We start from the raw sequence: 21,899 nt of genomic DNA on the forward strand, positions 1-21,899 counted from the left end.
ATTTTAGCGCAGAAGGAATGATTTTAAATCGTTATATGTGCTGATATTGAACGATTTTTTTTCTTTGTTCATCACTTTTTGAATTTGTGGCGGAATTTCCAATTGATGTGAAATAGTTTCTTCCACTACATCTAGAAATTTTACCGGATGTGCCGTTTCTAGGAATATGCCATAGGTATTCGGATGATTTTCCAAATATTTTTTAAGACCGAGGTAGCCTACAGCTCCGTGTGGGTCTGCTATGTAGTTTGAGGTCTCATAAATTTCCAACATCGCTTCTTTTGTGTCTTCGTCTGTAAACGAGTAGGAGGATAGATTTTTGTTCAGTTCCTCGAAATTATCCTGATATAAATGTCTAATGCGAATAAAATTGCTCGGGTCTCCCACATCCATCGCGTTTGAAATAGTAGCTGTGGATGGTTTTGGGTTATAATGTTGCGTCTTCATATACTTTGGAACGGTATCATTTACATTGGTCGCCGCTATAAAATGTTTAACGGGCATCCCCAAGCGTTGTGCCACCATACCGGCACAAATATTTCCAAAGTTTCCCGAGGGGATGGAAAATACGATTTCCCGGCCCGCTTTTTTCGCCTGCTTGTATGCGAATAAAAAGTAGAACAGCTGTGGCAACCATCTCGCCACATTGATGGAATTGGCAGAGGTAAGTTTCATTTTTTCCAATAACTCGTTATCTAAAAACGCACTTTTGACCATGGCTTGGCAATCATCAAAAGTACCGTCTACTTTTAATGCCGTAATGTTTTGACCCAAGGTAGTCAATTGTCGTTCCTGTATATCGCTTACTTTACCATTGGGATAAAGGATAATCACTTTAACGCCATTAACCCCTAAAAAACCATTGGCAACGGCACCTCCCGTATCTCCGGAAGTGGCCGCTAAAACGGTAACTTCCTCGTCCGATTTTTTAGAGAAATATCCCAAACATTGCGCCATGAATCTGGCTCCTACATCTTTAAAAGCCATTGTAGGGCCATGAAATAGTTCCAGAGTCCCAATATTTTTACTAATCGGGACAACCGGGAATTCAAAGTCCAAGACCTTTGCTAAAATGTCTTTTAAAATAGCTGTAGGAATTTCGTCCCCAACAAATTGTAAAATAGCGTTTAAGGCAATTTCCTGATTTGATACATCGGAAATATTATTAAAAAATGAATCTGGTAGCGGGGTTATGCTTTCCGGGAAATATAGCCCTTTATCCGGTGCTATACCATTGATAACGGCTTCCTTAAAGGTTACTGCTGGCGCATTTTTATTTAGGCTGTAGAATTTCATTGGGAGTTAAATTGACGGTTGACGGAAGACCAATATTTTTTTTTATTATTTTATATTTTTTCTAAAGGCACTCATCATATTCATCAAATGGAATGCCTCATCATACAATTCTATAAAGGTAGATTGATTGATATAGTTTCTTCGGTTGGCTTTGAATAAGCAGGTGACGACCTCGGCCAATGAACGTATGGAATAACCCACAAATCTTTTCTGCTCAGGGTTTGATTGTCCAATAGAACCCTCGGAAATGTTTAAAGCAATTGAGTCGGATGCCCTACGGATTTGTGAAGCTAAATTGAATTTTTCTCTTTCAGGAAAGTTTAATGCCAATTTATCGATGATTTCTCCGAAATCCATCGCTTTTTGCCAGATAATGAGTTTTTCAAACTTAAATTTATCCATTTTCTAGTTTTACATTTTGCTTCAGTCTTCGGTCATTTAACCTTTCTACACTATTTTTATCCCTTGGCTATTGATTTTTGAAACGTGAATATCAAAATCTACCCCAACTTTTTCATACACTCTCCTCATCGCATCCCCAACTTTATTGGCTGTATCCAAACCTTTGCTAAACGTGAAGATTGACGGTCCAGAACCCGAAATACCGCATCCTAAGGCACCTGCCGCCAGGGATTCCTTTTTTATGTCGTCAAAACTTGGAATCAGAATAGAACGAATGGGTTCCACGATATGATCTACCAAAGACCTTCCAATAAGGTCGTAATCACTTTTAAAAAGCCCGGCAATCAGTCCACCAACGTTTCCCCACTGTTTTATGCCGGTTTCCAAGGATATATTGGTCTTTAGGATTTTTCGGGATTCAGAAGTTTTTATCTCTATCTGAGGATGAATAACGGTGGCAAATAATTCATTTGGAACTGGAATATCGATAATATCCAGAGGTTCATAACTTCTTACCAGCGTAAAACCTCCAAATAGGGCGGGAGCTACATTATCGGCATGTGCTACACCACTGGCCAAACGTTCCCCTTCCATGGCGAACTTCACTAATTCAGTTGTACTGAAGGGGTTGTCCAGTAAATGGTTCATGGCCCAAACGGCCCCTGTGGAGCTTGCAGCACTACTCCCGATACCACTGCCCGGTTTTATGTTTTTATAAATTTCGATTTCAAAACCGCCTTCATAATCAGAAGCTTCCAATAAGGCAAGGCCTGCAACGCCAGCTACATTTTTTGAAGTCTCTAAAGGTAGCTGTTGCCCCTCTATTTTAGTAATCCTGATTCCTTTTTCAGCGGTTTTGGTAATCACCATTTCATCCCCAACACTATCCAATGCCACTCCGAGCACATCAAAACCACAAGAGATATTGGCAATGGTGCCAGGGCAAAATATTTTGACCTTGTTTTTCATCCGTTAGAAATTACCAATTCTAATAATATCCGCAAAAATACCGGAGGCTGTAACATCCGCACCCGCGCCCGCGCCTTTGATGATCATGGGCTGGTTTGGATAGCGTTCCGTATAAAAGAGTACGATGTTATCGCTTCCTTCTAAATTATAAAAATCGTGCCCTTTTGGTATTTCCTGTAATCCTACACTGGCTTCTCCTGCTTCAAATTGCGCCACATATTTTAGTTTGCTTTCCTTTTTAAGTGCATCATCATATAGTTTCTGAAAATCCGCTTCATACTTCACCAAAGATGCAAAGAAATCTTCGTTATTGTTAGTGTCCAAGCTTTCCTGTGGTAAGAACGATTTGTTCTTGATGTCCTCTATTTCCAAAACATGGCCACTTTCCCGTGCTAAAATCAGAATTTTTCGCATGACATCTATTCCGCTTAAATCAATCTTTGGGTCGGGTTCCGTATAACCTTCTTCTTGGGCCTGTTTTACAATGTCATGGAATGTAGTGCCGTTATTAAAATTGTTGAACACAAAGTTTAAACTCCCTGAAAGCACCGCTTGAATTTTAAGAATCTTATCCCCGGAAGCAATCAAATGCTTTAAGGTATCAATGATGGGGAGTCCTGCGCCAACATTGGTCTCGAACAAAAACGGAGCATTGTATTCGCGGGCCAACCTTTTCAAATGGGTATAGTTTTCAAATTGGGAAGAACAGGCAATTTTGTTACAGGTAACCACTGAAATACTATTGCCCAAATAATTTTGATAGGTAGAGGCCACTTCATCACTAGCCGTATTGTCAACGAAAATACTGTTTCTCAGGTTTAGGTCATTTACGTGGGCCAAAAATTTCTCCTTGTTCGCTTTCTCACCATTTGCCAATAAATCTTCCCATGATTTCAAGTCCATCCCCTGCTCATCAAAATGCATGGTTCTCGAATTTGAAATTCCTACGACGCGAATATTGAGCTTAAGGTTTTCTTTCAGGTATTTACGTTGTTGTTTTATTTGGTTCAGGAATTTGGAACCTACGTTCCCCACGCCCATCACGAAAAGATTCAGTTGTTTGATGTTTTCTTCAAAGAATTCTTCATGCAATGCGTTCAATGCTTTTTTAACATCCTTTTCATCGACTACACATGAAATGTTTCGCTCCGAAGCCCCTTGCGCAATGACCCTAATATTGACATTGTTTTTGCCTAAAGTACTGAACATCTTACCACTTAACCCTTGGTGACTTTTCATATTATCACCCACGAGCGCGACAATAGCCAAATTGTTCTCGGGCTTTACTTTATTGATTTTGCCTCTTTCAATTTCGTAGGCAAAGTTTTCGTTCACTATTGCTATGGCTTTTAAGATATCATTAGCCGAGATTCCCACGCAAATAGAATGTTCCGAAGAGGCTTGGGTTATCAATACCACACTGATATTCGCTTGGGAAAGCACTTCAAAAAATCGTTTTGAGATACCTGGAATCCCTACCATGCCCGGGCCTTCAAGAGATAGTAGGGAAATATTCCCGATGTGGCTTATACCCCTTACCGTTTTGCCTTGTTCATTTTTTGATTTGGTAATTAGCGTACCTGCTTCTTCAGGATTGAAAGTATTTTTTATTCTGATAGATATACCCTTTGCCAATACTGGTTGAATGGTTGGCGGATACAATACTTTGGCTCCAAAATGGGAAAGCTCCATAGCTTCTTCATAGGATAAATGGGCAATGGCTTTTGCTTGTTTTACCATTTTTGGATTTGCGGTATACATACCGCTAACATCCGTCCAGATTTCCAAAACAGATGCTTCAATGGCCGATGCATATATTGCCGCGGTATAGTCGGAACCGCCTCTTCCTAACGTAGTGGATTCACCATTTTCGGATGTTGCTATAAATCCGGGAGTGACTGTAATTTTGTGTCTTTGCGAACTAAAATAAGACTTGCAATTGGCATCCGTTGTTTTAAAATTAACGATATGTTTTTCATTTATCAATTGAGTTTTGATAAGTTCTCGGCTATCCTTAAAAACACAGTCCATATCCTCGCTTTGAAAATACTCGCTGATGATATAGGAGGATAACAATTCCCCAAAACTCACGATTTTATCCGATAATTTTTCCGTGATCTCACCAATGAAAAAAGCGCCCTCCAGCAAGGTTTCCAAAACATTTAGGTTGCTTTTTACACTGCTCAGGACTTTACTTTGCAAAGACACGGGAACTAATTCCTTTACCGCTTTTAGATGCCTATCCTCGATATTTTTTAAAACGGATTTATATGTTTCATCCCCTGTTGATGCCAATTTTCCGGCTTCCAATAATTCGTCCGTAATACCACCAAAAGCGGAAACTACAACAATAATGGTATCATCGTAGGTGGCGATGATATTCTTGATTCGTTTTATATTATCTGAATTTGCAACGGAAGAACCGCCAAACTTGAGAACTTTCATGATACTGTAAATTAGCTTTTAAGATTTTTTTTGGTGTGTTAAAACACGGGTACGAAGGTATATAGTTCATTAACCCCTAAGGGTTGTAATACCTGTTGTGAAAAAACCTGTAGTGAAGTTTTTTGAAGAGAAAACAAATTTTATGATCGTGCTTGTGCAGTACATGATAATTGTTGAACGTCAAAAGTAGTACATTTGGTATGTTAATCAAATGGTTGCACGGATTTTTGTGAAATCGTTATTTTTTATCTCAAAACATTAGGGAATGAAGCTTTTTACTGCCGAACAAATCTATTCTGCTGATAAATTCACAATTGAAAAACAAGGAATTTCGAGTGATGAATTAATGGAGAGAGCCGCAATACAGATTTTTAATTGGATGCATTTACGAATGCAGGGAGCTCCGGTAAAAATCCATTTGTTCTGCGGTATTGGTAATAATGGTGGTGATGGGATAGCCTTGGCAAGACATCTGCAAGAACACGGTTACAATATTGGCGTATATGTTGTGAATTATAGCGATAAGCGTTCAAAGGACTTTCTCCTGAATATGAATCGTTTGAAGGAAAGAAAAATATGGCCGGAATTTTTGGATTCAGATTGTAATTTTCCTGAAATTGGACAGGATGATATTATAGTCGATGCCATCTTTGGTATAGGAATTAATAGGACTCCTTCGGATTGGGTCATTAAATTGATAGCACATTTGCACGCTTCTAAAGCCTTTATTTTATCTGTGGATATTCCTTCCGGTCTTTTTACCGATAGTATACCCGAGAACAGGGAAGCAGTAGTAAAATCTAATTACGTGCTTAGCTTTCAAACTCCAAAGCTCGTTTTTTTCTTGCCGGACACTTCAGCATATATAGAACAATGGGAAGTATTGGATATAGGTTTGGATGCCGAGTTTTTAATGACTACCGAAACGGAATATAATCTGATCGGAAAAAACGAAGTACTACCATTTTATAGACCAAGGCAAAAGTTTTCCCATAAAGGGACCTACGGACATTCTTTGATTATAGGAGGAAGTTATGGAAAAATAGGCGCTGTACAATTGGCTACAAAGGCCGCATTAAAAATAGGTAGCGGATTGGTCACCGCTTTCGTTCCCGTATGCGGATATCATTCTCTCCAAACAGCGTTACCGGAAATAATGGTGTTAACGGATGAAGCAGAAGAGAGTTTATCGAATCTAGCGTACAAGATAGAACCAGATGCAATAGGAATTGGTATGGGTGCGGGAACGGAAAAAGAGACGGTGAATGCTTTTAAATCCTTTTTGAAATCGAATAAATCTCCGTTAGTAATTGATGCGGATGGATTAAATATACTTTCAACGAACAAAGAATTACTGGAATTGTTACCGGCCAATAGTATTTTAACACCCCATCCAAGAGAATTGGAGCGGCTCATCGGGAAATGGAAAGATGATTTTGATAAGTTGAAAAAAGCAAAACTATTTGCTCAAAAAATAAAATGCATTCTAATAATCAAAGGTGCGAACACAGTCACGATTTCGGGACAAAAAGGATATATCAATACTACGGGAAATCCTGGTATGGCCACTGCCGGAAGCGGTGATGTTTTAGCCGGAATTATTACGGGATTACTTGCTCAGGGATATACCGCTTCGGAAGCTTCCCTTTTTGGGGTATATCTACATGGTAGGGCAGGGGATATTGCCGTAGAAAATACAGGATATCAAGCTTTGATCGCTTCGGATATTATTGAAAATGTAGGTAAAGCTTACATGGACCTATTCAAAGTTCCTGAAAATGAACAAACGACTACTGAAGATGAAAAATAATTTTCCATATCATGTGGGCTTGGAAAATTTTAATTCTAATCAATACTCCAAGTTGAATAGCTATTCAGAGGCATAGTGTTCCATATTATCGTCACTGATATAAGTATCCGTAATCGTTTTGGAAAAGTCATCCGATACAGGTTTCTGGCTACTATCCCTTATATCATTACTTTCTAGCGTAATTAGATTGCCTTGGTCTTTCATGGAAATTTTCACATCTTTTTGTTCCAAGTTGGAATACAAAAATATTGTTAGTAAGAGCAGGCTAAAATAAATTAATGAACGTCTCATTTTTTAAAAGAGTTAAAAACTAAAACGTTTTAAAAGCAAGATTATAAGTACCAGAAAAGAGACATAAAATGATACCAAAGGAATAATGAAATACACAGTTTTATTGAACTGAATATTCTTTAAACGTTTAGCAGTAAGTTTATGTAAAAGTTCCATAATATTTTTTATCAAAGAAACGTTGAAGATCGGCTCTGAAAAATAAAACCATCGTGAATTGGAAAAACAAGCCTTAAAGCGGAATATATTTTAACAAGGAAACATAATTTATTCCACGATTTGGTCTAAAAATGAAATCCGGTCTTCAATCGGGAAGAACTTTTCTTCACTTCTTTGTCTTCACCCTTCGTTTTACCCATTTCAATGCATTCTCATATTCAATGAAGAATTTCATGGGTTTCTTATAAAACAATTTTTCAATCTTAAAGTTATGCATGTCTATTTCCTTCACGGAAACTATTGCAAAGGCCTTAAGGTTTTCCAATTCTTTTAGGTAGGTGTAAATAGTTGGATCAATGGCATAAGAATTTTTACGTAGGCTTATAAAGCCAAAGTTCTTGTCCCTAAAATGAATTTCTGAAATTCCAATGATTTGGTATGCACGTTCCAGTGTAAGGGTAGCCCCTTCATCGAACATGGAGACCATGTAGTTTTCAAAAACTTGAATTTTTCCAATTTCCAACTCGTATTCGCGTACGATTACTTTTCTCTTCGTAGATCCAACGTCCATTAAAGTGTATTATAGTGTGTCTAGGACGAAAGTAGCGGTATGCCCAAGGATTTGATAAAATATTAGATTAAAGGCTTAAATATCGTTCGTATTGTAAAGTGCTAGAACTGTTTGTATTTGTATTCCTACAGACTAGGATTTATGATATGAAAAAGGGAGTCCGTAATCGGACTCCCTTTTGTAAATCTATTTTATAGAAATGATTATTCCTCTTTTGAGGATTTTTCGGTTTTCTTGATTTTAATGGTCAATTCTTCTTTCTTTTTGTCCAAATCCATAAAAATACTATCGCCTTCCTCTAGTTTGGAATTTACAATTTCCTCCGCTAAAGCATCTTCGATATATTTTTGAATAGCTCTTTTTAAAGGTCTGGCACCATATTGTTTATCAAAACCTTTTTCCGCGATGTAATCTTTGGCGGCATCGGTTAGATTAAGGTCATATCCTATATCCTTTATTCTAGTGAACAACTTGGAAAGTTCAATGTCTATAATTTGGTGAATATGTTCTCTCTCAAGCGCATTGAATACAATGACGTCATCGATTCTATTTAAAAATTCTGGCGCAAAAGCTTTTTTGAGCGCATTTTCAATTACTCCTTTTTGATGTGCGTCCTCTTGGGCTTTCATGGATGCAGTTCCAAAACCAACACCTTGTCCAAAATCCTTTAATTGACGTGCTCCAATATTAGAAGTCATGATAATAATAGTATTCCTAAAATCTATCTTGCGTCCAAGACTATCGGTCAGGTAACCATCGTCCAAAACTTGTAATAGCATATTGAAAACATCCGGATGTGCTTTTTCAACTTCATCCAAAAGGATTACGGAATAGGGTTTCCTTCTAACTTTTTCTGTTAATTGTCCGCCTTCTTCATAACCCACATATCCCGGAGGTGCCCCTACCAGTCTGGAAATAGCAAATTTTTCCATGTATTCACTCATATCGATACGAATGAGTGCATCTTCTGAATCAAACAGTTCCTTGGCCATAACTTTTGCCAACTGCGTCTTACCTACACCGGTCTGACCCAAGAAAATAAAAGAGCCTATAGGTTTATTGGGGTCTTTTAGACCTGCCCTGTTACGCTGTATGGCCTTTGATACCTTGGCAACGGCTTCGTCCTGACCAATGACATTGGATTTTATTAATGCTGGTAGCTCTGCAAGTTTATTACTTTCCGTTTGTGCAATTCTATTTACGGGAATTCCGCTCATCATGGATACTACATCCGCTACATTATCCTCAGAAACCGTTTCTTTGTTCAATTTGCTATCGTCTTCCCATTGTTCCTGCGCCAACGCCAAATCTTTTTCAAGACTCTTTTCGTCATCCCTTAACTTGGCGGCCTCCTCATACTTTTGTTTTTTAACAACCGTATTTTTGAGTTCGCGAACATCCTCAAGCTTTTTCTCCAGTTCCAAAATTTGCTTAGGAACATCCATATTTACGATGTGGACACGGGAACCCGCTTCATCCAACGCATCTATGGCCTTATCCGGTAAAAAACGATCTGTCATGTAACGGTTCGTCAACTTCACACAGGCTTCAATGGCCTCGTCCGTGTAACTTACGTTATGATGATCTTCATATTTTCCTTTAATATTATGTAAAATTTCAATCGTCTCATCTACCGTAGTAGGCTCAACGATGACTTTTTGAAATCTACGCTCTAAAGCACCATCTTTTTCGATATACTGTCGGTATTCATCTAAGGTTGTGGCACCTATACATTGAATTTCACCTCGTGCCAAAGCAGGTTTGAACATATTGGAGGCATCTAGACTTCCAGTTGCACCGCCAGCTCCGACGATAGTGTGTATCTCATCAATAAAAAGAATAACGTCATCATTCTTTTCCAGCTCGTTCATCACGGCTTTCATGCGCTCTTCAAACTGGCCACGATATTTTGTACCAGCCACTAAAGAGGCCAAATCTAACGTTACAACACGTTTGTTATAAAGGATACGGGAAACTTTCTTGTTAATGATTCGTAAGGCCAACCCTTCCGCGATTGCACTTTTACCAACGCCCGGCTCTCCGATGAGCAATGGATTGTTTTTCTTTCTTCTACTTAAAATCTGTGAAACGCGCTCTATTTCTTTTTCACGCCCTACAACAGGGTCCAACTTATTCTCTTCCGCTAAATTGGTGAGGTCCCTCCCGAAATTATCCAATACGGGAGTCTTGGATTTTTTAGTGCCTTTTTGGTTGGAGGTTGCCCCGAAGGTACTTTCTTTTCCATCACCATTATCATCACTATCGCTCGGGAAAGATTCCGAGGTAGGCGCATCTACAATATCATCGTCACTGGTTATCATAAACTTGAACTGCTCCTTGACCCCATCATAATCCACTTTTAATTTATGTAAAAGTTTGGTAGTAGGGTCGTTTTCATTCCTTAGGATACACAATAACAAATGTGCCGTATTGATAGAGGAACTCTGAAATAGTTTGGCCTCTAAAAAAGTTGTTTTCAGGGCTCTTTCTGCTTGTCTGGTAAGATGAAGATTCTTTTTGTCTTTCTGAACACCACTGGCATTTGGATTGGAAGGACTAAGAATTTCCACCTTTCTACGAAGGTGATCCAAGTCTACTTGCAATGCATCCAAAATACTAATGGCCTTTCCATTTCCATCGCGAAGCAACCCCAACATCAAATGTTCAGTACCAATAAAATCATGGCCAAGTCGTAATGCCTCTTCTTTACTGTAGGCAATTACATCTTTGACCCTTGGTGAAAAATTATCATCCATAAATATCTGTATCAACTATAAAATTACTAAATCTCCTGCAATCATGGGCAAATACCGTACCTATATTCGTTAAAGTTGTTCTAAAAGACGAAAAAAGTAAATCTTTCCAAGGTTTTGGAGCGTATAATAAATAACCAACAGGTCATCAGAAAGTGTTAATAAATTATTGAATAAATAATAGATGATAAGCGTTGAACGCATCGATTTTACGTAAATTGTGATGCTTTTTTACTAATAAAAAACATTATAAGATTTTAAGATGGCTGAAGGAGAGAAATTGATTCCTATTAATATTGAAGAAGAAATGAAATCTGCCTACATTGATTATTCAATGTCGGTCATTGTGTCACGAGCGCTCCCAGATGTCAGGGACGGATTAAAACCGGTACATAGACGTGTACTTTTCGGGATGCACGAATTGGGAGTTAGAAGTAGTAGTGCCCATAAAAAATCTGCCCGTATTGTGGGAGAGGTTTTAGGTAAGTATCACCCACATGGAGATACATCGGTTTACGATACTATGGTAAGGATGGCGCAAGAATGGAGCTTGCGTTACATGTTGATAGACGGTCAAGGTAATTTTGGATCTATAGATGGAGACAGTCCGGCGGCCATGCGTTATACGGAAGCCCGTATGCGTAAAATTGCGGATGACATGTTGGCGGATATCGATAAGGATACCGTAGACCATCAACTTAATTTTGACGACTCGTTACAAGAACCAACCGTACTTCCCACCAGAGTCCCGCAACTTTTGATCAATGGAGCATCGGGTATTGCCGTGGGTATGGCCACCAATATGCCACCGCATAACCTGTCCGAAGTTGTAGACGGCACAATAGCTTATATCGAGAACAATGATATTGAAATCGATGAGTTGATTACGCATATAAAAGCACCTGATTTCCCAACGGGAGGAATCATTTATGGCTATGATGGTGTGAAGGAAGCCTTTCATACCGGAAGGGGAAGAATCGTAATGCGAGCCAAGGCTACTTTTGAAGAAGTCCAGGGAAGGGAATGCATTGTCGTGACCGAAATACCCTATCAAGTAAACAAGGCCGATATGATTAAGAAAACGGCCGATCTCATCAACGATAAGAAAATAGAAGGTATTTCTACTATACGCGATGAATCTGACCGAAAAGGAATGCGCATAGTGTACATTCTAAAAAGAGACGCTATTCCTAATATTGTTTTAAACACACTCTATAAATACACCGCGTTACAATCTTCATTTAGTGTAAACAATATTGCACTGGTAAATGGCAGGCCTCAATTATTGAATGTTAAGGAAATGATTCATCATTTCGTAGAACATAGGCATGAGGTAGTCGTAAGGCGTACGAAGTTCGAATTGAAAAAAGCCGAAGATCGGGCCCATATTTTAGAAGGGTTGATCATTGCTTCCGATAATATTGATGAGGTCATTGCTATTATCAGGGGCTCTTCCAATGCTGATGATGCCAGGACCAATTTAATGGAGCGGTTTAAGCTTACGGAAATTCAAGCAAAGGCTATAGTAGAAATGCGATTAAGGCAACTTACGGGTCTGGAACAGGATAAGTTGCGTTCCGAATACGATGAGATAATTAAAACCATTGCAGATTTGAAGGACATCCTTGACAAGAAAGATCGTAGGATGGCTATTATTAAGGAAGAGTTGTTGCAGGTTAAGGAGAAGTATGGGGATGAACGCCGCTCGGAAATTAATTTTGCCGGCGGTGACCTGAGTATGGAAGATATGATTCCCAATGAGCAAGTGGTTATTACCATCTCGCGTGCCGGGTACATCAAAAGAACACCGTTAACGGAATATAAAACGCAAAACAGAGGTGGCGTTGGTCAAAAAGCATCTTCCACCCGTAATGAAGATTTTCTGGAACACTTGTTTGTTGGAACCAACCACCAATATATGTTGTTCTTTACGCAAAAAGGTAAATGTTTCTGGATGCGTGTTTTTGAAATCCCTGAAGGTAGCAGAACGTCAAAAGGAAGAGCTATTCAGAATTTGATCAATATTGAGTCGGATGATATGGTAAAAGCCTTTATCTGCACGCAGGATCTAAAGGACGAAGAATATGTGAACAGCCACTACGTTATCATGGCCACTAAGAAAGGAACGGTAAAGAAAACTTCTTTAGAACAATATTCCAGACCAAGACAGAATGGTATCAATGCAATTACCATACGTGATAATGACGAACTTTTAGAGGCCAAATTGACCACGGGAACAAGTCAAATCTTCCTTGGGCTGAAATCCGGGAAGGCCATTCGTTTTGAAGAAAGTAAAACTAGGCCAATGGGCAGGAATGCATCAGGGGTTAGAGGTATAACCTTGGCCAATGATTCCGATGAGGTCATTGGAATGGTTTCCGTTCATAATTTTGAGGACGAGTTGCTTGTGGTTTCTGAAAATGGATATGGAAAGCGCTCCAGTATCGAAGATTATCGTATTACCAACAGAGGCGGTAAAGGTGTCAAAACAATCAGTATTACCGAAAAAACGGGTGATTTGGTAGCTATTAAGAACGTAACGGATTCAGATGACTTGATGATCATCAACAAATCGGGTATTGCCATTCGCATGAGCGTAGAAGATTTGCGGGTCATGGGAAGGGCTACACAAGGAGTTAAGCTCATTAATATCAAGGGGAATGATTCTATAGCCGCCGTAGCCAAAGTTATGAAGGATGACGATGAATTGGACGAAGCCGATATCATGGACATTGAAGTAAACCCTGATGAAGATGGCACGGGAATTGATAAAGGAGATAGCGAAGAGACAGAATCTTAAATTTTAAACACTAATAATTAATATAAATTTTACAATGAAAACTAAATTTTTAATTGTAGCGGCACTTTCTATCACAATGGCAGGTTTCGCTCAAAAAAGCGAAATAAAAGCTGCGGAGAAAGCCCTTAAAAGCGGTGATTCTGCTGGTGCTAAAACAGTGCTTGAAGCAGCTTCCGGTCTCATTTCTGGAGCCGATGAAAAATTGCAGGCACAATATTATTTTACGAGAGGTAAAATATATACCGATTTAGCCAAAAAAGGAGATGACAGCGCCTTTGAACCTGCTGTTGATTCTTTTCAAAAGCTTTTGAATATTGAAGAAAAAAGTGGAAAAGTAAAGTATACCGCTGAGGCTAATCAATACATTACCACTCTTACCGCAGATCTGGTGAATTCTGCCGTTTCCGATAATGGTAATAAAAAGTTCAAAGAAGCTGCCGAAAAATTATATATGAGCTATAAAATAAGCCCGCAAGACACTTCTTATTTATACTATGCGGCGAGTAGTGCCGTGAACGGTGGACATTACGAAGAAGCCTTAAAATATTATAATGAACTACAGGAAGTAGGATACGATGGTAGCGGTATCGTTTATAAAGCTACCAATACGGAATCCGGAGAAGTAGAGGCTATGGATAAAGTACAAAGGGATTTAATGGTAAAGTCCGGTACATACAACAATCCAGTTGACGAAAAAACACCTTCCAAAAAAGCTGAAATCGTAAAAAATACAGCTTTAATTTATACGCAATTAGGTCAGGATGATAAAGCTTTGGAAGCTTACAAAGCTGCTAGGGCAAACGATCCAAACGATGTAAACCTTATTTTAAATGAAGCCAATCTCTATTTCAAGTTAGGTGATAAGGACAAATTCAAGTCGTTGATGGCAGAAGCTATCGCGGTTGCTCCTGATAATCCAGACCTACACTATAATGTTGGGGTCATCAACATGGAGCAAGGCAATCTAGAGGAAGCAAGAGCATCTTATAAGAAAGCCTTGGAACTTAACCCAGGTTATACCAACGCATATTTAAACTTGTCTACGACCTATGTAAATGAGGGCAACGGTCTTATTGACGAAATGAATTCCCTTGGAAATTCAAGGAAGGATATTACTAGATATGATGAACTAAAAGCCAAGAAAGATGATTTGTTCAATGAAGGTGCTACGGTTTTAGAGGAAGCTTTGAAAACTAATCCGGACAATCAGGGTATTTTAACACAGTTGAAAAATATCTATGGTGCAATGGGCGATAATGAAAACTTTATGAGAGTGAAGAAATTGTTAGGGGAGTAATCACTTCGCTATATTGAATAGAAAGGCCCTCTAATGGGCCTTTTTTTATACAATTTTTTTAATTACCCTGAGCTTATGCGTGTAGTTCCTTAAGTCGTTATTGAATATTCCCGTATGGTCCAAACGGTCTATTCTGACCTTTCCGTTCACATGAATAATATAATTATTGTCCATGATGATGCCCACATGGTCAATGATTCCGTTGGCATTATCAAAAAAAGCAAGATCTCCGGCTTCACTTTCCTCCACAAAACTCAATGCGATCCCTTGTGTGGATTGTTCTTCCGCGGTCCGTAATAAGGTATATCCGTTTATTTTATAGACTATTTGAGAAAAGCCGCTAGAGTCAATTCCAAAAGGAGTTTTTCCACCATTTAGTTCTGGGGAATTTAAATATAATAGTGCCGTTTTTACAATATCCGTTTTTTCATTTTTGCCACTCTTTGTGTTTCCTTCATGCGTCACTTCTAATTTAAGGGCGGCACTAATACAGGCTCCTATTAATACTGGAGTTAACAATTCATTTTTATCGGCAACGTAAGATATCAGATCAGAAGCGTAAGTAGGATTCGTTTCGGCATGTATTTCCTGATATTCCTCTTGGGTTATGAAAATCAATTGTCGGTTGAGAATCCAACCTTCGCATTTATCAAAGGCCACCCTGATTTTGGACCATGTTTTTCTGGATTCCAAAACTTTAAAATGTTCACCAAACAAAAGCTGCGTTATCATGGCCGCAGAATGTTCTGCCGCAATCCTTACCGGAACTATACTTAATGGACAAATACCGTATTGCATGGATTTCTTTGCGAAACTATACTCTTTCCATTATCAATGCCGATGCTCCACCGCCGCCGTTACAAATGGCCGCAGCACCCAATTTAGCATCTTTTTGTTCCAATACATTTAAGAGCGTGACCAGAATTCTTGCCCCGGAACAGCCTAAGGGATGTCCTAACGATACGGCGCCTCCGTTTACATTAACATTACCATCCGAAAGTCCTAAAAGTTTCATGTTGGCAAGGCCTACTACGGCAAACGCTTCGTTAAATTCAAAATAATCTACATCTGTAATAGAAATGCCTGCTCTGTCTAGAGCCTTGGGCAATGCTTTTGCAGGTGCCGTGGTGAACCATTTTGGCTCATGGGCGGCATCGGCATAACCCTTTACTTTTGCGAGTGGTTTTATATTCAATTCCTTTGCTTTATCAGCACTCATTAAAATAAGTGCCGCTGCACCATCATTGATAGTAGAAGCGTTAGCTGCTGTAACGGTACCATCTTTAATAAAAGCGGGTCTTAGTGTGGGAATTTTTTCAATTTTAACGTTTTTAAACTCCTCGTCCTCTGAAACGATTATCGCATCACCCCTGCGTTGGAGTACTTCTACAGGAACAATTTCATTTTTAAATCTACCCTCGTTGGATGCACTCGCAGATCTTTCATATGATTGTATGGCGAAATTATCTTGATCTTCCCTGGAAAATTGATGTTCTACGGCACAAGCATCGGCACATACGCCCATAGCATTTTGATCGTAAACATCAACGAGTCCATCTTTCTGCATTCCATCTATAAGCGGGGTAGGTCCAAATTTTTGTCCCTTACGCATGTGTACATAATGTGGAATTAAGCTCATGTTTTCCATGCCGCCTGCAACTACGATTTCCGCATCGCCCAAAGCTATGGCCTGAGCGGCCTGCATGACCGTTTTCATTCCCGAGGCACATACTTTGTTAATGGTAGTACAAGGAACGGTATCTGGAATTCCTGCATAGATTGCGGCCTGTCTTGCGGGGGCTTGACCGGTACCTGCCTGTACTACATTTCCCATAAGTACTTCATTGACTAGCCCTGGTTTTAACCCTATTTTTTCTAAAGCTCCTTTAATGGCCACAGCGCCTAATTTTGGAGCTGGAACAGTTGATAAAGCGCCCATAAAACTTCCGATTGGAGTACGGACTGCGGAAACAATAACGACCTCTTTCATATTCTAATTTTCAAAATATTGACGAAATTACTAAATTATAGTGCAACCTTAGGGTATTGCTACCAATTCATCGTTTAAAGAGGAGTTTTTTCTATTTTTGGAAAATATACCTCTAAAAACGTATTCTTGGACAACCTTTACAAAAAACAATCGCTCATTTATAAGTACATTCTGTATTTCATTGCCGTTGGGTTCATTGTTTTCTTTTTTCCAAAAGGAGGTAAGTTCAAATACGAATTTCAAAAGGGAAAACCTTGGCAATACGAAAACCTTTATGCTCCTTTTGATTTTTCGATCAAAAAATCCGATAATGAACTTTTAGAAGAGCGAAAGCGTATAACGGAAGGTCAAAATAAATACCTCAAGTACAATCAGGAAACGGTAGATGCGGTCTATGAGAAATTCGAAGATAGAATAGCAGGTCAGTGGCTGGAAGCCAATCTGAACAATAATTTAAAAAGAAGACTTACTAAAACTGCTACTGAAATTCTAGATTCTATCTATACAAATGGAATTCTGGAAAATATGGGCAAAAAGCTCAGTGGAAGATATGTGTTTTTGGTGAAGAAAAACGAGGCCAAAAAGATAAGAACCTCAAACTTCATTAAGCTTAATGAGGTAGATAATCTGGTGAAGTCTGTTCTTGCACGAAAGGGATTATTAAATTTTCAAGAGGAATATGAAGAACTTTTTTTCGATTTAATAGCACCTAACGTCTCTTTAGATGAAAGTCTTTCAAAAAAAACGTTACAAGAGGCGCTGTCAAAAATATCCTATACCCGCGGCACGGTAGATGAAGGTAAATTGATTATTGCAAAAGGGGAGGTCGTAGAAGCCGAGAATTTGAAAATCTTGGAGTCTTTGAAGGCTGAATACGAGTCCGAACTTTGGACGGCAAGTAATTACTACTATATCATTATAGGTTACACGGTTTTGGTAGCCCTTGTATTATTGATGTTATTTCTATTTCTAAAAAAATATAGACCAGAGGTTTATAGAAATAATACCAAGGTCACTTTTATCTTTTTCAATATCTTATTAATGGTATTTATCACCACTATGGTCATCAAATATAATGATGCGTTGGTCTTTGTAGTTCCCTTATGTATTCTACCGCTTATTTTGAAGACTTTTTTTGATGCTCGATTGGGATTATTTGTGCATGTACTCACCGTGCTGATTTTAGGATTTGTAGTACCCAATAGTTTTGAATATATTTTTCTTCAAATAATTGTAGGTATTGTTACCATATTAACGGTCTCCGAACTGTACAAAAGAGCTAATCTATTCGTTTCTGTGGGCCAGATTACCTTAATTTATATTATTGGTTACTTAGCTTTTCATACCATACATGAGGGAAACCTGAACAATATTGCTTGGTTTACTTTGGGTCTTTTTCTGTTGAACGGCATGATAACCCTTTTTGTCCAACCCTTGATTTATATCTATGAAAAGGTATTCGGTTTGGTTTCGGATGTCTCTTTGTTGGAGTTATCGGATACCAACTCCAAATTGCTCAAGGAACTTTCCAACAAAGCTCCGGGTACATTTCATCATTCATTACAAGTGGCGAACTTGGCCGAAGCGGCCGCTAACAATGTAGGTGCCAATGCGATGTTGGTAAGGGTAGGAGCCTTATATCATGATATTGGAAAAATGAAGAACCCTACGTTTTTTACCGAGAACCAAATTACTAATGTGAATCCGCATGATGAAATAAGCCCAAAGGAAAGTGCCAGAATTATTGTTGATCATGTTATTAATGGAATAGAATTAGCCCGTAAAAATAAACTCCCAGATCGTGTTATTGATTTTATTAGATCTCACCACGGGACTAGTCTTGTGTATTATTTTTATCAAAAGCAAAAAGAAATTGGCGGTGAGGTGAATAAGGAGGATTTTCAATATCCAGGTCCGCTCCCTTTTTCTAAAGAAACAGCTATTTTAATGATGGCAGATGCCGTAGAGGCTGCATCTAAAAGTTTAAAAGACCCTACTTTTTTAATAATCGATGAATTTGTGGACAAGATTATTGATGGGCAAATAAAAGCGAATCAATTTTTGAACGCTGATATTACCTTTAAGGAGATAGAAAGTATTAAAAAGATTTTCAAACAAAAGCTCACGAATATTTACCATTTGAGAGTTGAATATCCTGAATAGTAATATGTTATATAAGTGCGAAAAAAAGTAAATGAATTGTTGTGTATTCGTGGTGGAAAAATGTACATTTGCATCCGCATTTTAAGCGAAAGTTCTTTAGAATATTATTTTTAGGAGAGGTGCCGGAGTGGTAACGGAGCAGATTGCTAATCTGTCGACGCGTAAGTGTCGCATGGGTTCGAGTCCCATTCTCTCCGCAATTTTCTTGAAAATTACAACAAGATAACCAAGTATCGGAGTGTAGTCCTTCGACTGCGCTCAGGATAAACTGCCCAACAACGTGTTGGGTTTTTTAAAGTTTGGTATTTTATTGAAATTGATAACCAAGTATCGGGGTGTAGCGTAGCCCGGTTATCGCGCCGCGTTTGGGACGCGGAGGTCGCAGGTTCGAATCCTGCCACCCCGACAGATAGGGTATTAAAATTAATTTTTTAATACGTAAATTAATGAAAACCAGTAAAATACATTTTTACTGGTTTTTTTTGTTTCCATTTAAGAACAAATCTCTTAGTGTCCTATTTTTTTTAGGAAATAAATTCTTAAATTTAAGGGGACAGCCCGTATTTGACTTTCGAGACGATTTGGCTTTCGTTTTAACTGATTTTATAATCTTTAAAAACGGAAGTGATGACAACTTCACACACATTTAGTATCAATTTTTTGGTTGAAAAAAAAATCAATCAGAAAAATGCCTCCTTCTCTTTATAAAAAAAAGTATAGAACAGTCGATGTTCATTTACTTAAATAAACTATTTCTTTGTTTTTCAGAAACTTACCTGCTCACATGTGAACCTCTAATGATATCTCAACTAATGACTAATAATAGTATTTCACAGCATATGGAGTGTTTTAAAAATAACATTTTAAACAAAGACGGAAGGAGGGATTGATATTGCGCTTAAAAGATTTGAGTTATCTCGGAAATCAAGTATATGGCCTGATTGAAATAGAAAATAAATCAAAAATTGATTTTGAAGTTGATTACATCAAACTATTTAAAGTAAATGGAAATAATAGAAGAAAGGCGTCATATCAGAAGTTAGAATTAATTCCTTTTTTAACTCAAGGTCTTCCTAAGAAAGTGAAAACGGGTAAGTTGAACAAGTTTTTATTTGTTTTCCCAAAGTTTACATTAGGCGACTCTGAAAAACTAGTTGTTGAAACAATTGAAAAGAATGGTAGCCGAGAACTGAAGCTACTTTGGAAGTAGATTTATCGTTAAAAAAATTATAGTCTGGAAAGCAATTCGTAACCCCGCCGATATTTTAAGGCAAACAATTTCAGTCCTTTTACAATCGAAGCGTATCGCATTTTAAGGTTAGCTCCTACCGTCCAGAGAAGGTAAAAAAAGTAGTGCTTTGAATACATAAATATAAATTTAATCGATTAACCATTAATTTACAATTTATTAACGTTAAATTTACATATAAAGTATTTCCAGACCAGCCGATTTTATATCTCAGCTCTTATTTTTTTAGGGAAGTGATTTCTCAAATTGTATGAATCTGTTATCTAAATCCTTTAAAAGACCTTTCTTTTTTTCGATATCTATAAAACTGAATTCTAAACTATTATAAACACATTCTTTAATATCCGCATAGTGAAAACTTGGGTAGCTTTTGGCTAAAGTCACAAATTGATCTGTCAAGTTTGTTCTTAAAATACCTGCATCGTCAGTGGAAATGACTATGGGAACACCATAGTCTTTAAAGAGCAAAATGGGATGCTCGTCTTTCCGAATATTTAATATAAAAGCATTACTGGTTAGATTTACTTCCACCGGTATTTTGTTTTCTGCCATATAACGTAAAAGTCTAGAACTATTGATTTCGTAGGGCATTCCTGTGGCGTGACCAATGCGATCTGCATTGGCTAAATAAACCGCATCATTTATATGCGATGTTAGTTCTTCCGGTTTTACCAGCCCTAGGGTGAGTTCACCCGCATGTAATGCGTAATTGACCTTTGTAAATTTCTTTTGACAATAGTTGAACATGAGCATATGTAACCAATAGTCCCGCATTGAAACTTCGCCATGCTCTGGAGCTACTATGTTCACCCCTACGATTAAATCACTTGTTTCGTCTGAGATTGATGACAGAATAAGACTTTTAAAAACATCGACGGGTGGCATGAAACGAAGAAGATAATTTTGGTACCGCATCGTAAAGTTATCCGAGTCGATTTTGAGACTATCATGTGGATTTTCAATATGTTTCGCGTTGAACTCGGCCACTTTCTCTAGGGCATTTTGTTTAATAATACTCTCATAAATTTTGTCAAAAATTGTAAAAATTGCTGTGGTATCTTTTTGGGATGCCAAGCTAAGAATCTTACTATTTGCATTTTTGAATTCAGAAAGGTCTAACCGAACCTTGACCTCTTTGTACTGTGTTTCTATGTAACTGACATTCTCTTTTATGGCCCTTTCTTTAAACTCCAATAAGCCTTCTGCGGTATAGTCATTAACGACCTCTCTGAATTTGCCAAACGAATCGAAGAAATGCTTATCTGAAGGTATTTCGGTATTATAATATTGGATGGACCAATGTTTTAGCATTTTCAATTTATACTCATTCAGCTTACCCTCTTCACGTAAAACGGAAAGTTTTTTCCAATTATTTCCTTCTTGTGGCGCTCTTTTGGCGACCATAGTTTTGATGTTTAAAAAGTAATCATCCTTAATTGCTTTTTCAATCAAGGATTCGGTATAGACCGAACCACTATAATGATGATGCAAATCTCCACCTTTGGGCATCTTGGACATAAAGGAAATCAAAGCAGCTTCATCATGCCTAATCCTTTCAAAATATTCATCAATAGACTGAGCAGAGATAATGGCAGTTCCAAAAAATAAATTGAGAGCAAGCAGGATTATTTTCTTCATACTTTATTTATTGGTTACTAACTATTTGGTTAGTTAAAGGCCGGTGTTTCCACCGACCCGTGCTTAAAA

At 38.1% G+C, this 21,899-nt stretch carries 15 protein-coding genes and 2 tRNA genes; 7 read left to right on the plus strand and 10 right to left on the minus strand.

Annotated features, from left to right (window positions below):
- Positions 1 to 3: 3 nt before the first annotated feature.
- From thrC to thrA, 4 genes are read right to left on the minus strand one after another with little or no spacing between them, the layout of a single operon-like run.
- Complete coding sequence (gene thrC, locus ACKWBX_RS08040; protein ID WP_413968156.1) at positions 4 to 1,296, minus strand: threonine synthase; 1,293 nt, start codon at positions 1,294 to 1,296, stop codon at positions 4 to 6.
- Positions 1,297 to 1,341: 45 nt separating this feature from the next.
- Complete coding sequence (locus ACKWBX_RS08045; protein WP_413968157.1) at positions 1,342 to 1,698, minus strand: four helix bundle protein; 357 nt, start codon at positions 1,696 to 1,698, stop codon at positions 1,342 to 1,344.
- Between the two features lie 45 nt (positions 1,699 to 1,743).
- Positions 1,744 to 2,667: a homoserine kinase gene (locus ACKWBX_RS08050; protein WP_413968158.1), complete on the minus strand. Its 924-nt coding sequence runs from the start codon at positions 2,665 to 2,667 to the stop codon at positions 1,744 to 1,746.
- A 3-nt stretch (positions 2,668 to 2,670) separates the two neighbouring features.
- Entirely contained in the window at positions 2,671 to 5,112 is a 2,442-nt protein-coding gene (gene thrA, locus ACKWBX_RS08055) for a bifunctional aspartate kinase/homoserine dehydrogenase I (protein ID WP_413968159.1), read from the minus strand.
- Between the two features lie 265 nt (positions 5,113 to 5,377).
- Between thrA and ACKWBX_RS08060 the strand changes: the two genes are divergently transcribed.
- Positions 5,378 to 6,922: an NAD(P)H-hydrate dehydratase gene (locus ACKWBX_RS08060; protein ID WP_413968160.1), complete on the plus strand. Its 1,545-nt coding sequence runs from the start codon at positions 5,378 to 5,380 to the stop codon at positions 6,920 to 6,922.
- A gap of 60 nt (positions 6,923 to 6,982) precedes the next feature.
- Here ACKWBX_RS08060 and ACKWBX_RS08065 read toward each other — a convergent pair whose 3' ends face one another.
- From ACKWBX_RS08065 to ACKWBX_RS08075, 3 genes are all read right to left on the minus strand, one after another.
- The gene (locus ACKWBX_RS08065) at positions 6,983 to 7,213 is read right to left on the minus strand and encodes a hypothetical protein (RefSeq protein WP_413968161.1); all 231 of its coding nucleotides are present in this window, start codon (positions 7,211 to 7,213) and stop codon (positions 6,983 to 6,985) included.
- Positions 7,214 to 7,535: 322 nt separating this feature from the next.
- A complete protein-coding gene (locus tag ACKWBX_RS08070) occupies positions 7,536 to 7,940 on the minus strand; it encodes an STAS/SEC14 domain-containing protein (protein WP_413968162.1) in 405 nt (134 codons plus the stop codon).
- A gap of 203 nt (positions 7,941 to 8,143) precedes the next feature.
- The gene (locus ACKWBX_RS08075) at positions 8,144 to 10,696 is read right to left on the minus strand and encodes an ATP-dependent Clp protease ATP-binding subunit (RefSeq protein ID WP_413968163.1); all 2,553 of its coding nucleotides are present in this window, start codon (positions 10,694 to 10,696) and stop codon (positions 8,144 to 8,146) included.
- A 259-nt stretch (positions 10,697 to 10,955) separates the two neighbouring features.
- Here ACKWBX_RS08075 and gyrA point away from each other — a divergent pair, with 259 nt between their 5' ends.
- Positions 10,956 to 13,493 carry a DNA gyrase subunit A gene (gene gyrA, locus ACKWBX_RS08080; protein ID WP_413968164.1) on the plus strand — a complete coding sequence of 846 codons (2,538 nt, stop codon included), beginning with the start codon at positions 10,956 to 10,958 and terminating at the stop codon, positions 13,491 to 13,493.
- A gap of 34 nt (positions 13,494 to 13,527) precedes the next feature.
- Complete coding sequence (locus ACKWBX_RS08085; protein WP_413968165.1) at positions 13,528 to 14,790, plus strand: tetratricopeptide repeat protein; 1,263 nt, start codon at positions 13,528 to 13,530, stop codon at positions 14,788 to 14,790.
- 45 nt (positions 14,791 to 14,835) lie between these two features.
- Here the strand turns inward: ACKWBX_RS08085 and ACKWBX_RS08090 are convergent, their stop codons facing one another.
- On the minus strand, positions 14,836 to 15,588 hold the full coding sequence (locus tag ACKWBX_RS08090; RefSeq protein ID WP_413968166.1) for a C40 family peptidase: 753 nt from the start codon (positions 15,586 to 15,588) through the stop codon (positions 14,836 to 14,838).
- 16 nt (positions 15,589 to 15,604) lie between these two features.
- The gene (locus ACKWBX_RS08095; RefSeq protein WP_413968167.1) at positions 15,605 to 16,780 is read right to left on the minus strand and encodes an acetyl-CoA C-acyltransferase; all 1,176 of its coding nucleotides are present in this window, start codon (positions 16,778 to 16,780) and stop codon (positions 15,605 to 15,607) included.
- Positions 16,781 to 16,906: 126 nt separating this feature from the next.
- On the opposite strand from ACKWBX_RS08095, the gene ACKWBX_RS08100 reads away from it, so the two are divergent.
- The 4 genes from ACKWBX_RS08100 (at position 16,907) to ACKWBX_RS08115 (ending at position 20,153) form a co-directional block, all read left to right on the plus strand.
- The gene (locus ACKWBX_RS08100) at positions 16,907 to 18,943 is read left to right on the plus strand and encodes an HD family phosphohydrolase (protein ID WP_413968168.1); all 2,037 of its coding nucleotides are present in this window, start codon (positions 16,907 to 16,909) and stop codon (positions 18,941 to 18,943) included.
- Positions 18,944 to 19,056: 113 nt separating this feature from the next.
- Positions 19,057 to 19,140, plus strand: a tRNA-Ser gene (locus ACKWBX_RS08105).
- A gap of 134 nt (positions 19,141 to 19,274) precedes the next feature.
- Positions 19,275 to 19,349 (plus strand) — tRNA-Pro (locus ACKWBX_RS08110).
- A gap of 480 nt (positions 19,350 to 19,829) precedes the next feature.
- Positions 19,830 to 20,153 (plus strand): DUF4138 domain-containing protein, encoded by a 324-nt coding sequence (locus tag ACKWBX_RS08115; RefSeq protein ID WP_413968169.1) that lies wholly within the window; start codon positions 19,830 to 19,832, stop codon positions 20,151 to 20,153.
- 264 nt (positions 20,154 to 20,417) lie between these two features.
- On the opposite strand, the gene ACKWBX_RS08120 is transcribed toward ACKWBX_RS08115, so the two are convergent.
- Positions 20,418 to 21,830 (minus strand): adenosine deaminase, encoded by a 1,413-nt coding sequence (locus ACKWBX_RS08120; protein WP_413968170.1) that lies wholly within the window; start codon positions 21,828 to 21,830, stop codon positions 20,418 to 20,420.
- Between the last annotated feature and the right edge of the window lie 69 nt (positions 21,831 to 21,899).

This window comes from Maribacter algae (genome assembly GCF_047345745.1).
Lineage (GTDB): Bacteria > Bacteroidota > Bacteroidia > Flavobacteriales > Flavobacteriaceae > Maribacter.

Bases quoted from the DNA above. Each gene is read 5' to 3' on its own strand.
- thrC (WP_413968156.1), bottom strand. From the start codon at position 1,296: ATGAAATTCTACAGCCTAAATAAAAATGCGCCAGCAGTAACCTTTAAG.
- ACKWBX_RS08045 (WP_413968157.1), bottom strand. From the start codon at position 1,698: ATGGATAAATTTAAGTTTGAAAAACTCATTATCTGGCAAAAAGCGATG.
- ACKWBX_RS08050 (WP_413968158.1), bottom strand. From the start codon at position 2,667: ATGAAAAACAAGGTCAAAATATTTTGCCCTGGCACCATTGCCAATATC.
- thrA (WP_413968159.1), bottom strand. From the start codon at position 5,112: ATGAAAGTTCTCAAGTTTGGCGGTTCTTCCGTTGCAAATTCAGATAAT.
- ACKWBX_RS08060 (WP_413968160.1), top strand. From the start codon at position 5,378: ATGAAGCTTTTTACTGCCGAACAAATCTATTCTGCTGATAAATTCACA.
- ACKWBX_RS08065 (WP_413968161.1), bottom strand. From the start codon at position 7,213: ATGAGACGTTCATTAATTTATTTTAGCCTGCTCTTACTAACAATATTT.
- ACKWBX_RS08070 (WP_413968162.1), bottom strand. From the start codon at position 7,940: ATGGACGTTGGATCTACGAAGAGAAAAGTAATCGTACGCGAATACGAG.
- ACKWBX_RS08075 (WP_413968163.1), bottom strand. From the start codon at position 10,696: ATGGATGATAATTTTTCACCAAGGGTCAAAGATGTAATTGCCTACAGT.
- gyrA (WP_413968164.1), top strand. From the start codon at position 10,956: ATGGCTGAAGGAGAGAAATTGATTCCTATTAATATTGAAGAAGAAATG.
- ACKWBX_RS08085 (WP_413968165.1), top strand. From the start codon at position 13,528: ATGAAAACTAAATTTTTAATTGTAGCGGCACTTTCTATCACAATGGCA.
- ACKWBX_RS08090 (WP_413968166.1), bottom strand. From the start codon at position 15,588: ATGCAATACGGTATTTGTCCATTAAGTATAGTTCCGGTAAGGATTGCG.
- ACKWBX_RS08095 (WP_413968167.1), bottom strand. From the start codon at position 16,780: ATGAAAGAGGTCGTTATTGTTTCCGCAGTCCGTACTCCAATCGGAAGT.
- ACKWBX_RS08120 (WP_413968170.1), bottom strand. From the start codon at position 21,830: ATGAAGAAAATAATCCTGCTTGCTCTCAATTTATTTTTTGGAACTGCC.